Source organism: Ruegeria sp. CH6, assembly GCF_056537005.1.
Genome location: NZ_JBQFQS010000004.1, coordinates 193,948 through 207,056 on the forward strand (window position 1 = coordinate 193,948; position 13,109 = coordinate 207,056).

At 57.2% G+C, this 13,109-nt stretch carries 14 protein-coding genes; 4 read left to right on the plus strand and 10 right to left on the minus strand.

The window, feature by feature from the left end:
- Window positions 1-7: 7 nt before the first annotated feature.
- Both ACR0CW_RS11765 and ACR0CW_RS11770 read right to left on the minus strand, forming a co-directional pair.
- Window positions 8-832: a 3-methyl-2-oxobutanoate hydroxymethyltransferase gene (locus ACR0CW_RS11765; protein ID WP_480787926.1), complete on the minus strand. Its 825-nt coding sequence runs from the start codon at window positions 830-832 to the stop codon at window positions 8-10.
- A 69-nt stretch (window positions 833-901) separates the two neighbouring features.
- Window positions 902-1,903, minus strand: a complete 1,002-nt coding sequence (locus tag ACR0CW_RS11770; RefSeq protein ID WP_155148421.1) for a sterol desaturase family protein — start codon at window positions 1,901-1,903, stop codon at window positions 902-904.
- Window positions 1,904-2,011: 108 nt separating this feature from the next.
- On the opposite strand from ACR0CW_RS11770, the gene ACR0CW_RS11775 reads away from it, so the two are divergent.
- On the plus strand, window positions 2,012-2,902 hold the full coding sequence (locus ACR0CW_RS11775; RefSeq protein ID WP_480787927.1) for a LysR substrate-binding domain-containing protein: 891 nt from the start codon (window positions 2,012-2,014) through the stop codon (window positions 2,900-2,902).
- Here the strand turns inward: ACR0CW_RS11775 and ACR0CW_RS11780 are convergent.
- From ACR0CW_RS11780 to ACR0CW_RS11790, 3 genes are read right to left on the minus strand one after another with little or no spacing between them, the layout of a single operon-like run.
- Window positions 2,875-3,954 (minus strand): helix-turn-helix domain-containing protein, encoded by a 1,080-nt coding sequence (locus tag ACR0CW_RS11780; protein ID WP_480787928.1) that lies wholly within the window; start codon window positions 3,952-3,954, stop codon window positions 2,875-2,877. The two genes, ACR0CW_RS11775 and ACR0CW_RS11780, sit on opposite strands and share 28 nt — an antisense overlap.
- Before the next feature lie 58 nt (window positions 3,955-4,012).
- Window positions 4,013-4,759, minus strand: a complete 747-nt coding sequence (locus ACR0CW_RS11785) for a hypothetical protein (protein WP_480787929.1) — start codon at window positions 4,757-4,759, stop codon at window positions 4,013-4,015.
- Window positions 4,756-5,280: an RNA polymerase sigma factor gene (locus tag ACR0CW_RS11790; RefSeq protein WP_209016296.1), complete on the minus strand. Its 525-nt coding sequence runs from the start codon at window positions 5,278-5,280 to the stop codon at window positions 4,756-4,758. The genes ACR0CW_RS11785 and ACR0CW_RS11790 overlap by 4 nt, the downstream gene beginning before the upstream one ends.
- Window positions 5,281-5,377: 97 nt before the next feature.
- Here ACR0CW_RS11790 and ACR0CW_RS11795 point away from each other — a divergent pair, with 97 nt between their 5' ends.
- A complete protein-coding gene (locus ACR0CW_RS11795) occupies window positions 5,378-6,322 on the plus strand; it encodes a c-type cytochrome (protein WP_480787930.1) in 945 nt (314 codons plus the stop codon).
- 11 nt (window positions 6,323-6,333) lie between these two features.
- Here ACR0CW_RS11795 and ACR0CW_RS11800 read toward each other — a convergent pair whose 3' ends face one another.
- Window positions 6,334-7,023: a GntR family transcriptional regulator gene (locus tag ACR0CW_RS11800; RefSeq protein ID WP_170333828.1), complete on the minus strand. Its 690-nt coding sequence runs from the start codon at window positions 7,021-7,023 to the stop codon at window positions 6,334-6,336.
- Between the two features lie 136 nt (window positions 7,024-7,159).
- Between ACR0CW_RS11800 and ACR0CW_RS11805 the strand changes: the two genes are divergently transcribed.
- Window positions 7,160-8,176 carry an Ldh family oxidoreductase gene (locus tag ACR0CW_RS11805; RefSeq protein ID WP_480787931.1) on the plus strand — a complete coding sequence of 339 codons (1,017 nt, stop codon included), beginning with the start codon at window positions 7,160-7,162 and terminating at the stop codon, window positions 8,174-8,176.
- Between the two features lie 94 nt (window positions 8,177-8,270).
- On the opposite strand, the gene ACR0CW_RS11810 is transcribed toward ACR0CW_RS11805, so the two are convergent.
- Genes ACR0CW_RS11810 through ACR0CW_RS11825 form a run of 4 tightly spaced genes read right to left on the minus strand, consistent with a single transcriptional unit; the run spans window position 8,271 to window position 12,423 of the window.
- Entirely contained in the window at window positions 8,271-9,293 is a 1,023-nt protein-coding gene (locus tag ACR0CW_RS11810; protein ID WP_155148435.1) for a trans-3-hydroxy-L-proline dehydratase, read from the minus strand.
- Between the two features lie 9 nt (window positions 9,294-9,302).
- On the minus strand, window positions 9,303-10,544 hold the full coding sequence (locus ACR0CW_RS11815) for an NAD(P)/FAD-dependent oxidoreductase (protein WP_480787932.1): 1,242 nt from the start codon (window positions 10,542-10,544) through the stop codon (window positions 9,303-9,305).
- Entirely contained in the window at window positions 10,541-11,473 is a 933-nt protein-coding gene (locus ACR0CW_RS11820; RefSeq protein WP_480787933.1) for a 4-hydroxyproline epimerase, read from the minus strand. The genes ACR0CW_RS11815 and ACR0CW_RS11820 overlap by 4 nt, the downstream gene beginning before the upstream one ends.
- A complete protein-coding gene (locus ACR0CW_RS11825; RefSeq protein WP_480787934.1) occupies window positions 11,464-12,423 on the minus strand; it encodes a dihydrodipicolinate synthase family protein in 960 nt (319 codons plus the stop codon). Before ACR0CW_RS11825 ends, ACR0CW_RS11820 begins: the two co-directional genes overlap by 10 nt.
- A 164-nt stretch (window positions 12,424-12,587) precedes the next feature.
- On the opposite strand from ACR0CW_RS11825, the gene ACR0CW_RS11830 reads away from it, so the two are divergent.
- Window positions 12,588-13,097 carry an N-acetyltransferase family protein gene (locus ACR0CW_RS11830; RefSeq protein WP_480787935.1) on the plus strand — a complete coding sequence of 170 codons (510 nt, stop codon included), beginning with the start codon at window positions 12,588-12,590 and terminating at the stop codon, window positions 13,095-13,097.
- Window positions 13,098-13,109: the final 12 nt, after the last annotated feature.

The following is a 13,109-nucleotide window of genomic DNA, read 5'->3' on the forward strand; positions in this document are numbered from 1 at the left end:
CACTACGTCAGACTTTGTCCAAAGCCTCTTCCAGTTTGGCCAGCTCGCCATCTCGCATCGAGATGGCCTGAGCCGGATAGGGAAAGGCTTTGGCGCGGACTTCGGACTGAAACTCTTTCAGCGCCTCGACGCGCTCCTGATACATTTGCCGGTGCAGACGCCCAAGATCGCGGAAAGCATGGGCATGGCGCGGCGGGTTTTCAGCCTCACCGCAGATATCGGCCATAAACAGAAAGATCACATCGCCTGCATTGCCTGACCCCAATGAGATGGTGACGATCGATGTTCGATCATTCAACAGGCGCAGAGTGTCTTCGGCCACGCATTCAATCTCGCACGCGATCGCACCCGCATCCTCATAGCGTTTGAACGTCTGGTAAATCTGCATTGCCTCATCCGCAGTCCGGCCAAATGCGCGCAACCCACCTGCCCAATGGCTGAGCGATGGCACCAGCCCCATATGAACCTGAACCGGTATGCTTTCGCGCGCCAGCATCTCAACCACTTCGAACGAACGGTTGGTGAAGTACATGTCTGCGCCCTTCTCCATACAGTCGATGGCATGGCGCATGATCTCGTCATTTGTGGCGAACTGACCCCAGTTCATGGCGGTCCCGGCAAAATGGGTTGGCGCAATTTCACGCGCCATATCTAGATGCACATCCCACAGCGTCAGCAGATCGATTCCGGCATCGACACAAGCCTTAATCTCGGCCTCATTCGCCGGGTTGCACATGGTCAGCCGTTCGCCGGTTTTCTTGAGATCCAGCAGGTCCTTGACCGTATAGTTGCGTTGCGCGGGACGGCGGCCAAACGTGTAGATGTTTTTCATGATGTACCCTGTTCTTTCATAGCAATTGCCGGGCCCATCAGGACCCGGCACAGTCTTGTTCTGGTCGAGCTATTCGGCGGCCCAGATTTTTCGACGGCGTTCCTTGACCATGTCGTTGCCCTCATCGGTGCCATCGTGGAACGTGTTGAACCACTCATCCCACGGCGTCTCCCACGTACCATAGTTGCAATCGAAGAACTTGTGGTGCAGCTGGTGGAAAAAGTCGCCAACCTGGAATCTGGCCTTGTTGCCGAGTTTCACATGCTCGAACCCGGCATGAGAGGTCGGGGCGCCGATCCCGTGATGGAACAGCAGGAAAATGGCGTGGACCGGGTGCGACGGCAGCAGGAAGAAGATCATCGTGTCGAACATCAGAAAGAAGCTTTCGACGGGATGCATCGCCAGACCTGACCAAGGACCTGTATTGATATTGCGGTGATGCCACGCGTGAACCTTGGTGTAGAGCGGACCGACATGCAGCAGCCGATGCAGCCAGTAAAAGTGGAAACCAGCCCAGATCGGGATGAACACCACCATCGCGATAAACCAGACCGGATTGCTGTCGAAAGTGATCATCGTTACCCAGCCGTTGGCATAGGAGTAGAGGATGAAACACTCCCAAAAGGTCCAGAATGTCAGTGCCGGGCCAAGCGTCCAGAACATGTTGTCCCAAACCTGGTTTTTGAAGGTAAAGACCTTTGCACCCTTCATCATCGGGCGCATGTCATAGCGGTATTCGTCAGCCTGCGTTCGGAACTTCCACAAGGCCAGATGCAAACCGCCTGCTACCACCATCAGGATGCAGAAATTGCGGAACCATATCTCAGCGACCCAGTCCCAGCTCAATGTCTCGATCCGGGCCAGCGAAGGTGTCAGGTAGTTCCAGGTGATGATCGCAAAGACCAGCAGAAACGCCCGCAAAGCCAGCGGATTCCAGCTCTGCAACAGGTATCGCAATGTAGCCAGCGGCTTCATCGGCCAGTCCCAATAGGGCGAGGTTTGGATCGGCAGTTGCGGGGTATAGTTCCAGATCTTGCGCTTGGGGCGCGGTTGGGTGGCGGGATCTGACATGACGTAGCTCATTCTTTCTGTTCGCTGCCACGCACAGTACGACTCGTCGCGTAATCCTCAGAACGTAATGTCTTGCCGGTCAGCCTAAGTTTTGCTTAGTCTGCGTGCATGGCAACTCGTATCCCATCCCTCAACTGGCTGCGCGTGTTCGAGGCAGCAGCGCGAACCGAGAGCTTTGCCCGCGCGGCCGTGCAGCTGAACATGTCCGCCGCCGCCGTCAGTCAACAGGTCAAGGCACTGGAAACCCGGTTGGGAACTCCCCTATTCCATCGCCACGCCCATGCCGTGACACTGACCGAAGCTGGCCGTGCCTATCTACCATCCGTGCAGCAATCCTTGCTGATGCTGGAAACAGCGACCACGGGGCTGTTCGGCGAAACGCGGGAACAGAGGCTCTACGTGCAATCCGTTCTGCTGTTTGCACACGGCATTCTTGCGGGTGGCCTAACAGAATTTCAGACCAATCACCCGCAGATCAATCTGTCGCTGTCGACAGGGAACATGGTCGCTGATTTCGCAAACCGATTTACCGATCTGCAAATCGTCTTCGGCAATCCCGCACTTTTTGGCACCGATGGTGACGAGTTGTTGCGCGAACGCCTTTATCCGGTGGCTCCGCCTGACATCGCTGCCCAGATTCAGCATCCGCAAGACCTGTTCCAGTTCAACCTGATCGAGGTTTCAACGCATCGCGCCAGCTGGCCCCATCTGTTCGAAAGCCTGCGCCTGCCTGCAGGACAAGCGCGCTACTTCTTTGCTGACAATTCGTTGATGGCGGCCGAGCTTGCTGCCAGCGGCGGTGGCGTCGCATTGGCGCGCGCGCCCGCATCGGATCGCATTATGGAACTGTCTGGCCTCGTGCCTTGTCTGCCGGATATCGAAGTAGAGGGTCAGGAAGCATATCACCTGATCTATCCGGATCGCGCAGCGCTGCGGCCGCCTGCACGTGCCTTTCGGGATTGGTTGCTGGATTACAGTGCCGCCGTCCAGACGCGGTAACGGCCCTGCCCCGTTACCTCGCGGATCAGACCACGCCGGGTGAATATGTCGATGTTCCGCTGTGCTGCCGCCCGTGAGGCTTCGGTCAGTTCTTCGGCCAGCGGGACGGAAACCATCGGCCATGCCGTCAGCACGTCAATCAATATCGGTGGTGTCCGCCCGCTGAGATCCCCGGTTGCCTCTCTGGCGCGTTTTTCCCAGGCGCTTACCCGATCCAGATGCAGCAAGGCGGCCAGCGCCGCCTGTCCTGCACCGCGTATCCACGCCGACAGTTTCTCGGCCGGCTCACCCACACCGCGCAGTGCGCCGGGCCCCGACAAGGCCAGAGGCATGAACATCGCTCCACCGCGCCCCATGGACGCCGCATGGCGGGATGCGATGATCGCCGCCTCGGTATCGTGGCCTATTCCTTGCGACAAGGCACGCCACGCATGAAAGGCGATCGCGGCCTGTGTGACGGGGTGCAAGCCTTCGGCGTTACGCATCACTTCGGCAAGATCGCCCACAGTTTCGGGAACATCTTCGATCCCCTGCGCCAGCCGATCGAGAAATGCCGTCAGCCCGTCTTCCCACCCACCCGCAGCAGGTGGTGCACCCGAAGTCAGGCGGCGCACGGCCCAACCTGCGCGAAACAGGGCCTGCACGTCATCACTGGTCGCACCGATCCGAAGCCCTGTCCACAGGGCCAGCCGGTCAACGCTGATCCGGTCACCGGTCCACCAGCCCAAATCGGATACATCCATCAAAGCCAGACGATGCGTCCAGCCATCCGGTCCGGCGCGCAAACGTTCGTCCAATGCGCCGAATGTGACGGCCAGATCAGCCAGTTCAGATGACAGCTCATCCTGCGCCGCCCGCCAGTCGCGCGGATCAAAAAGAAGACGCCGGTCTGCCCGTGGACCGGGTGGAAGAAAGTCATCCCTGACTTCATCATCTTCGGGCGGAAGAAACCAAAGATCCTCTTCATCCGGCTCGTCAGTGTCATAGATGCTCTGAGGCCCAACATCCGCGGCCTCGTCATCCGGATCAGGCATGACACGTTTCGACTTCATACCCGCCATTCTTTGGGCATTTCCACCGGTTCACAAGAGGTTTTCTGTTTAAGTGAGGTTAGCCCGAGAAGGTTTCGTGCAGAACACCCAGTTCGCCATCCAAATTGGTCTGCGGATTGCTGCCCAGTAACATGTAGCCATAGCCATCCTGCGCCCAGGTTGCAGTTGCCAGACCGCTCAGAACCGCCTGTTTGACGTCCTTGTTCGGCGCTGCTGGCCCCTGCCGGATGACACAGAACGCAAATGGTTCACCCTGCGCGTCCGCAAACACGATCTGCACCAGGGGTTTGCCTTTGAAAGACAGGATCTGAGCACGTTTCAGCTCCAGCCCCGGCAATGCTTCCAATGCATCGCGGTTCAGTGAACGGCCCAATTTTTCCTCGGCCATTTCAAACTGCACATCAAGCGATTGCGGAGAGCTGTTCAGGGACGCAATCGTTTCGGGAACATAAAGCGACTGATAAATCGCTGCCTGTTCCGCCCAACCCGGCTCAACCGGCCGCGTGGCCCAAAAGGTCAAGGCCACCGCAGCAATTGCGGTCGCCGCCGCGACACCCACCAGACGCAGATACCCGCCGGATGAACGGACAGGCGACGCTGCAACCATTTCCGGCAAGTCCACTTGCGGCGTATTGGCTGGCAAACCTTCAAAGACCTGCTGAACAACCGGCGCAAAAGGATCAAGCGACATCAGGCGCTGTTCCAGCGTGACGTCTTCCTCGACCGCAGCCTCAATGGCGCGGCACTGATCCTCGTCAAGACTGCCTTCCAGATACGCCAGCAGCGTCTCGTCGGAAAACTTCATTTGCCACTCCGTCGCGCGGTGTCAGCCAAATCATGCTGCATCACGGTTTTCAGTTTCTGCCGGGCATTCGATAGCCGGCTCATGATCGTACCGATGGGAACGTCCAGCAACGCGGCAGCTTCGCGGTAGCTGTAGCCCTCGACGAACACAAGCATAACCGTTTCCCGCTGCGCCTCTGGCAGCTGCATCACTTGTGTAAACACTTCAGCGGCGAAAATATTCGTTTCCGAATCCGGACCGGTTGCAACCAGCTCCGCCTCGGGCGTCACCGACAAAGCCTGCGCGCGTCGAACAGACCTTGCACGCACTTCGTTCAGCCAGATCGATCGGCAGATCGTCATCAGCCAGGAATCCAGCCGTTCATACGATGTAACCTGATGATGCCGTTCCAAAGCCCGCAGGCAGGTCGACTGCAGCAAATCATCCGCAACATCGGATGCGCCCGACAAGGCAAGTCCAAACCGCCAGACGCGTTTCGAATGCGTCTGGATCGCGCCGCGCACGGCCTGTTCGGAATTCATTTCGCCAACCATCGAATAAATCGCGACCTGCGTGTGTTTGTCTTTGCACGGGCCGGACCCGCGCGGTCAGGACTGGCACAAATCTAGGAGGAAAGAAATGAAACTTCTGTTGAAGGCAGTCACAATTGTGTCGGCAATTGTTGCAACCCAGACGTCTGCGGAGACCTGGACGCTGACCCCTGAGGGTTCTCATCTGGCCTATGGCACGATCAAGAAAGACACCGTGGGCGAGGTCAACAGCTTTACCAATCTCAGTGGACGGGTCAGCGCTGATGGCAAGGCCGAGATCAAAATTGACCTATCTTCGGTCGAGACCAATATCGACATCCGCAATGAACGGATGATCGAATACGTATTTCGCAAAGCCGGTTCTGCCACACTGACAGCCGAGTTTGATATGGAGGAGATTTCGGGTCTCGCGACCGGGGCAACCGCCATCGTGGATGCCGAGGCTGTGCTGTCGCTGGCCGGGACGCAGGTCGAATTCGATGCCGAGATGTTCGTGGCCCGTTTGTCCGAAACCACCGTGATGGTATCGACCAACGATATGGTTTTCATCAGCACCGAGGATGCTGGCGTCAACGCGGGTGTCGACAAGCTGATGGAACTCGCGGAACTACCCGGCATTACGCGCACCGTTCCGGTGACCGCCCGCTTTATGTTTACATTGGATGACAAGAAAGCTGAGGCTGCTCCGGCCGCTGCCGCAGTCGTAGAGACCGCAAGTCTTGCCGGAGACCCAAAGGCGGGTAAAAAGGTCTTTCGCAAGTGCAAGGCTTGCCATGAACTGAAACCGGGTCGAAACACGGTAGGCCCGACGCTGCATGGCGTGATCAATGCCAGCGCGGGACAAGTCGAAGGTTTCAAATACTCCGGAGCGCTGCAGGATTCAGGAATTGTCTGGACCGAAGCTGCACTGACCGAGTTTCTGGCCAATCCTCGCAAAAACATCCCAGGAAACCGGATGGCCTTTCCGGGTCTGAAGAAGGATTCCGATATCGCCGATGTGATCGCGTATATTCAGGCAGAAACTCAGGGCTGAGCCTGATCGAGTTACTCTGTTGGCGAAGCCTCGGATGCCCTCTTGTCGGCCACCAGTTTTACAAGCTGGTCCTTGGTACGACCGATATGAAGGGTCAGCAAAGCACAGGCTTCGTCCACCTGCCCTTCTTTCGCCAACCGCAAAAGTTCACGGTGCTCTTTCCGCGCTGGTTCGCGTTGTTTCATCACACTCAGGTGCATGCGAATGTAGCGGTCTGATTGCAAGCTGACCCGCTGCAGCAGTTCATTGGTCAGGCTGCGCCCTGCGGGTGCGTAAAGCGCCGAGTGATATTCATAGTTCAGTGCCCCCCAGCGACCCACATCATTGGCGTCATATGATGCCTCCATTTGCTTGAGAATCTGTTCGCAACGGGCAAAATCTGTCGACGTCATCGACGGAATGGCGCGACGGAACAGATCGACCTCCAGCAAAACGCGGAGATCAAAAATCTCACCAATCTCAGTCAGGGAATGCTTGGTGACACTGGCCCCACGATTGTTGGTCAGTAACACCAGCCCTTCGGCGTCCAGCTGTTTCAGCGCCTCGCGAACCGGCATGCGCGAAACGTCATATTCTTCGGCCAGTGCTTCCTGCCGGATAATCTCACCTTCGGCCAGTTCGCCGCTCAGAATACGTTCTCGCAAGTCATTTGCGATGACGTCAGGAAGGCTCTGCCGGGCTATTGCGCGCTTTGCTGGCAAGTGGATATCCGTCATTTGAATTTTGGATACAAATATCCGGCTTTTCGTGTCATTCCAACCTGAAACACCCGCCAATGCAGTTGAAACCCGGCCCTTTTCCCCGCTATCCATCCCCTATCAGCACAGGGGATGGGACATGAGCACAACAGTAAAACTGACACCCGAAGAAATCCGGGACCTGTCCCTGAAGGTTCTGTCGCATTCGGGCTATGGCCCTGACCATGCAGCCGCAATTGCGGAAATGCTGACCACTTGTCAGTTGGATGATTGTCAGTCCCATGGTTTGTTCCGTCTCTTCATGTGTGCTCAGACCATGCAGGCAGGCAAGATCGACGGCCATGCAGAACCGGTTCTGGAACCTTCCGACAATGCGATTGTTCGGGTGGATGCACAGGGCGGCATGTCGCTGCTTGCATTTCAGAAAGCGCTGCCCGTTCTGATCGAGAAAACCCGCACGCACGGGATTGCCGCCATGGCAATCAATCGGTGCTTTCACTTCTCGGCGCTCTGGCCCGAGGTTGAAAGCCTGTCCTCTGCCGGACTGGCGGCAATGGCCATGGTGCCAAGTCACTCGTGGGTCGCCCCAGCGGGTGGTACGCGGGGCAGTCTGGGCACCAATCCGCTGGCGTTCAGCTGGCCACGCATGGGCAAAGACCCGTTTACCTTCGACTTCGCCACCAGCGCCTTTGCCCGTGGCGAGATCGAGCTTTACAAACGGGCGGGCAAACCTCTGCCCGAGGGTGTTGCAATCGACAAGGATGGCAACCCGACAACCGATCCGCAGGCGGCGATGGATGGCGCAATGCTGACATTCGGCAGCTATAAGGGCTCTGCCCTATCGATCATGATCGAGCTTCTGGCCGGTCCGCTGATTGATGATCTGACCAGCCTTGAAAGTATGGAATTTGCCGAGGGAACGGGCGGTGCGCCGTATCACGGCGAAATTATCATCGCCTTTGACCCTAACCAGTTCAGCGGCGGGAAAGCCGAGGCCAATGATGCCCGTGCCGAACGCCTGTTTGCTGACATTCTGGATCAGGGCGCTCGCCTGCCCTCGCAACGGCGTTTTGCAGCCCGCGCCCAAAACCATCAGCGCGGCTATGCGGAAATTCCAGAACAGCTACACACCGATTTGCTGGCGTTGTTGGTCTAAAGCTTTTGGGGAATACACAGTACTTTCTGTACCGCCAATGTCCCAAGAGTGCGAAGCGCGGCAGGGTATTGGCGGTTCAAGGTTTCCCCAAAAACTAAGCCCCCCAGGTATCGCTGAGGCGATATCCGCCGGGCCAGGGATCATCCGGATCCAGCATGTGTTGATGTATTCCTGTAATCCAGGCGCGCCCTGATATCTCGGGCGTAATGGCGGTGCGCCCGTTCAGGTCATGCTGGGCCACGATACGGCACCGAAACTCGCTGTCGATGATCGAACGTGCATGATACTGATCCTCTGCACTCATCTGGCCTTTAGCCAGCAAGACCGCCATCCGGGCCGAGGCACCGGTTCCGCAAGGGGATCGGTCAAGCTTGCCAGGTTTGATCGCAACGGTGTTTCGACCCGTAAGGATATCGTCCTGCCGACTAAGCGGACCAGCTATCTGGCAAAAGGATATGTGGTTCCAGTCCTCGGTTGGGTGGCTGAACCCCAGTTGCTCATTGGCGGCATCCGTGATGCGTGCTCCGTGACGCGCCAGATCGCCACCTTCGTCCGGGGTCAGTGCAAAACCCAGATCTTCGGCATCGACAATAACGAAGCTGTCTCCGCCAAAGCTCGTGTCGACGCGCAAAGTGCCGATCCCTTCAACTTCGATAATTGCATCCAGCTTGTCAGCAAAGCTTGGGACATTGTGCACAAAGATGCGCTCGGCCTTTCCGTTTCGGCACTCGGCCCGCACCCGAACCAACCCGCCCGGAGCCTCGAGCATCAGGTGGGTTTCAGGTTCATTCATCGGCAAGATCCCACCATCCAGCAGAACCGTTGAAACACATATCGAGTTCGAACCGGACATGGGGGGTGTATCTTCCGGCTCCATGATGATGAATGCGGCGTCTGCTTCGGGGTTCTTGGGTGGAACCAACAGGTTAACATGGCGAAACACACCACCGCGCGGCTCGTTCAGAACGAAATTTCGCAAAACCTGATCGCTTTCGATAAAGGACCGCTGATCCCAGACCGTCTCACCCGGCGGTGGGTTCACACCGCCCACAATCACATCGCCAACTTCACCCTCTGCATGGGCTGAAATCACATGAATGGTTTTGCTGCTGCGCATGAGCTTTCCTTAAAATCTGTTGGCCGAAAACGGATCGAGAGGGATGGCTGGCGTCTGGCCTTCAACAATTGCCGAAATCAGTTCGGCTGTGCCCGCCGATTGGGTCAGCCCCAGATGGCCATGCCCGAATGCATAGACCAGTCCGGCTGACTTGGAGGAGCGGCCGATAACGGGCAGGCTATCAGGCAGGGATGGCCGGAAACCCATCCATTGCGTTCCGCCATCGGTATTGAGACCGGGCAGAAACTGACTGGCCTTCTGCAAAAGGACATCCGCGCGCTTGTAATTTGGCTGCAGTTTGAGGCCGCCCAATTCAACTGCACCGCCTATCCGCACCCCGCCGTTGATACGGCTGGCAACAAATCCATGAGCCGGGAAGGTCAGATGGGTCCGCAGGTCAAATGCCCCTTCAGGCAGGGTCGTATTGTAACCACGTTCGGTTTCCAGCGGTATGTTGTCCCCAACTGTTGCGGCCAACTGATGTGACCATGCACCCGCCGCGACAATCACCTGAGAGCATTCGGTTGATCCATCTCGTGATACAACCCGCAGCCGGTCACCTGTGACTTCCAGCGCGCGAACGTCTTGTCGTTCAATTGTCCCGCCAAGCCCCTCGAACACTTGCGCCAGATGTTGGACCCAGCGTTTAGGGTCGGTCGTGTTCATCCAGCCTGGCGTATACCCAGCGTGGGTGAACCGCGGGCTTAGGCCCGGCTGAATCTCGGCAATGGCCTCAGGGCTTTCCAGCAGATCAAACGCGACGCCATTTCTGCGGCGCAACTCCCAACCGGGCAGGCTGTCGCGAAACTCGGCATCGGATTCATATAGCTGCATTTGCCCGTCGCGCTGCATCATCGCCTCGCCATCGGCATACGCAATTTGCCGATCCAACGCCGCGCGAGAATGCTCCATCAACGCTGCCTGATTGCCAACCGATTGCTCATAGCGATCATGACTGCTGGCTTGCCAGAAGCGCAGCATCCATGGCGCGATCTTCAACGCATAGGCAGGTGGTATCGAAAGCGGCCCAAGCGGGTCCAGCAACCATTTTGGCGCCTTGCGCATGATGCCCGGCTTTGCCAATGGTTCGATTTCTGCAAAGGCGAAGGCTCCGGCATTTCCTGCCGATGCTTCTTCGGCCACCCCTTTGCGGTCCAACACCCGGACCGAATTGCCTTTGCGTTGCAATTCCAGCGCGATGCTGACGCCGATGACACCGGCACCAATGACAATGACCGGCTCTTGCGTCACGTCTCAATCCCGTCCCGGAACGGATCCTGCCCATCAAAGATCAGCTTGGCCTCAGCCATGACATAGGCCTGCCCAGTAATCGAGGGGATCACCCCTCCGTTCGGACCCGACTGATAGGACAGGCGATAGGAACTTCCAATAACGCTTTCCTGTACAATTTCCTCCCCCGCCACCAGGCGTCCATCCGCTGCCAGACAAGCCAGTCGCGCCGAGCTGCCGGTACCGCAGGGGGAGCGGTCGTAATTGTCATCCGGACACAAAACAAAGTTGCGGCTATGCACGTCTGCATTTGGTGAAATGCCCTGAAAGATCACATGATCAATGGGTTCGCTCTGTTCACCACCAACGCCCTGCGCGATCGAAGCCTCGCGGATTGCGATGGTCATATCTGTCAATGCGCGGATGTTGTTGGCATCTACCGGGATGGGGCTTGGATCAACAATAAAGAACCAGTTGCCGCCATAGGCCACATCGCCAATCACTTCGCCGTATTCGGGAACGTCAATGGTCACGGACTGATGGACCCGGCGGCTTTCGATATTGGTCACGGTCACGGTGTTGGGATCGTGTAATTCGATCGTCACTACCCCTGCGGGGGTTTCAATCCGGTGCGTCCCAACGCCGATCCGGCCCAAATGCGCCAACGTCACGGCCAGCCCGATCGTCCCATGACCGCACATGCCCAGAACCGCATCGACGTCAAAGTAGATCACGCCGGTCACACAGGTCGGATCAACCGGCTCAACGAGCAGCGCAGCCACCATGGCAGGCTGGCCGCGCGGCTCCAACATCACCGAACGATAGAAGCTTTCATGCTCAGTCGCCAACCGGTGCGCGCGCTCAGCCAAAGGGCCTGCGCCCAGATCAGGGGCTCCATCCAGGATCACCCGGGTTGGCTCGCCGCCGGTATGGCTGTCGATCACATGCATTCAGCGATTACTCCGCCCTGCTTGGACCAATCGGCAAACCAGTTGCGGAATAGTGCGTATTGCTGTTCGCAATAGTTGCGCTGCGCATCGGTCAGCTCGTCGGTTTCATTAAAGTGCAGACGGTATTCCTGCTCACCGTTCAGCACCAGAAGATGCTTGTAATACAGCACCAGATCCGGACCTTCGTCAAAGCTGGACAACACATGAATAGCTTCGGTCAGCTCTTGTGCACGCAGGCGTGCCTCGGCATGACCCGATGCAGCCTTTTGCGACAACGCCGCAAGCAACAGGGCCTCACGCGGCAGTGCCGTTCCGATCCCGGTGATCGAGCCGGTCGCACCACAATTGACAAACCCATGATAAACCTCTGTGTCCACCCCAACCATCAGCGTGACCTGATCATCCTGGCTGGTGATATTTTCGGCAGCATAGCGCAAATCATTCTTCCCCCCAAACTCCTTGAAACCAACAAGATTGGAGTGTTCTGCACGCAGAGCAAAAAACAAATCAGCCCGCGTTGCAAAGCCATAGTAAGGGCTGTTGTAGATAATCGCAGGTACATCCGGAGCGGCCGTCAGGATGGCCTTGAAATGGTTCTTTTGTGCCGTGGGTGAACTGCCGCGCGACAGCACCCGCGGGATGACCATCAAACCAGCTGCACCCATCTTCTGCGCGTGGGCCGCGTGCGCCACGGCTGACTTTGTATTGATCGCCCCGGTTCCGACAACCACGGGAAGACCTGCACCTATCAAGCGCTCGACACCTTCCATCCGCTGGGCATCCGTCAGCAAGGGCCAGTCACCCATCGAGCCGCAATAGACCACTGCCGACATTCCGGCATCGATCATTTCCAGGCCCTTACGGACAAGCGCATCGAAGTCCGGCTCGCGATTCGCTGTGCAGGGGGTCATGAGGGCAGGCATCGTGCCGGTAAAAACATCTGATTGCATTGGGCTTATCCTTCAAAGAATGGCCGGGGCCAGGCTTGATCCGAGGTTCATTGCATAAGGGCTTAGCGGATATTGGATACAAAATCCACATCATTTATGCCGCCACCCTCAACCACACGAATTTAGACATTGAACCCCGCAGGCTTTCTGGCACCTATGGCGTCATGTCTTTGAGAAAAGCCCATAAATCAGACGCGTCCAGCATTGCAGCCATTTCGATTGAAGTGTGGATTGGGACCTACTTGAAACATGGAGTCAGCGGGTTCTTCGCTGACTATGCGCTGAACGAATTCACAACTGCAAAAACCGAAACGCTCATTTCAGACCCGGATGAGTTCATTCTGGTTTCCGAAAACAAAGACGGCATCGACGGCTTCATCCGCGTTTCCTCAGCAAGCAAAGCCCCTGTGGCGGGTTGCTCTGAGATGGAAATCGCGACTTTCTACGTTCAACCTCGCCACCATGGCAAAGGTATCGGCGGAAGCCTGTTGGACGCAGCCCTGCAATACTGCCAAGAACAATCAGCCGAGTCAGTCTGGCTGACAACCAATGCCGAGAATGACCCAGCCATCGCCTTTTATCTCGCGCGAGGATTCGAGCAGATCGGTGAAACCCATTTCCTTATCGAGGATCAGGGATATCTGAACAACGTGTATCTTTATCGCCTGACGTGAACCCGTGTAGGC

Bases quoted from the DNA above. Each gene is read 5' to 3' on its own strand.
- ACR0CW_RS11765 (WP_480787926.1), bottom strand. From the start codon at position 832: ATGAAAAACATCTACACGTTTGGCCGCCGTCCCGCGCAACGCAACTAT.
- ACR0CW_RS11770 (WP_155148421.1), bottom strand. From the start codon at position 1,903: ATGTCAGATCCCGCCACCCAACCGCGCCCCAAGCGCAAGATCTGGAAC.
- ACR0CW_RS11775 (WP_480787927.1), top strand. From the start codon at position 2,012: ATGGCAACTCGTATCCCATCCCTCAACTGGCTGCGCGTGTTCGAGGCA.
- ACR0CW_RS11780 (WP_480787928.1), bottom strand. From the start codon at position 3,954: ATGAAGTCGAAACGTGTCATGCCTGATCCGGATGACGAGGCCGCGGAT.
- ACR0CW_RS11785 (WP_480787929.1), bottom strand. From the start codon at position 4,759: ATGAAGTTTTCCGACGAGACGCTGCTGGCGTATCTGGAAGGCAGTCTT.
- ACR0CW_RS11790 (WP_209016296.1), bottom strand. From the start codon at position 5,280: ATGAATTCCGAACAGGCCGTGCGCGGCGCGATCCAGACGCATTCGAAA.
- ACR0CW_RS11795 (WP_480787930.1), top strand. From the start codon at position 5,378: ATGAAACTTCTGTTGAAGGCAGTCACAATTGTGTCGGCAATTGTTGCA.
- ACR0CW_RS11805 (WP_480787931.1), top strand. From the start codon at position 7,160: ATGAGCACAACAGTAAAACTGACACCCGAAGAAATCCGGGACCTGTCC.
- ACR0CW_RS11810 (WP_155148435.1), bottom strand. From the start codon at position 9,293: ATGCGCAGCAGCAAAACCATTCATGTGATTTCAGCCCATGCAGAGGGT.
- ACR0CW_RS11820 (WP_480787933.1), bottom strand. From the start codon at position 11,473: ATGCATGTGATCGACAGCCATACCGGCGGCGAGCCAACCCGGGTGATC.
- ACR0CW_RS11825 (WP_480787934.1), bottom strand. From the start codon at position 12,423: ATGCAATCAGATGTTTTTACCGGCACGATGCCTGCCCTCATGACCCCC.
- ACR0CW_RS11830 (WP_480787935.1), top strand. From the start codon at position 12,588: ATGTCTTTGAGAAAAGCCCATAAATCAGACGCGTCCAGCATTGCAGCC.